Here is a 245-nt window from a genome sequence, read left to right on the forward strand (position 1 = left end):
CTGATACACAATGGGGGGAAGTATTTAATTTCTATGGAGAAATGGGCAAACTGACAAAAATTAAAGTTCCCTTGTTGGGGCGTCACCAAGTAGAAAACGCGGCGGTAGCTATTCAATTATTTGACAAGTATTGCCAACTACAACATTTGCCGTTTAAAGAACGAGACATTACTCAAGGGTTAGCTAAAGCGCAATGGCCAGCTCGAATGGAACGTCTTAGTGATGAACCGTTGATTGTTTTAGAT

The 245-nt window shown here is 40.8% G+C and carries 1 protein-coding gene; it reads left to right on the top strand.

The window, feature by feature from the left end:
• A partial coding sequence (locus tag ACHJH3_RS11290; protein WP_455424391.1) for a hypothetical protein occupies positions 1–245 on the top strand: 245 nt, incomplete at both ends.

Source organism: Campylobacter canis (assembly GCF_045504005.1).
GTDB lineage: Bacteria > Campylobacterota > Campylobacteria > Campylobacterales > Campylobacteraceae > Campylobacter_A > Campylobacter_A canis.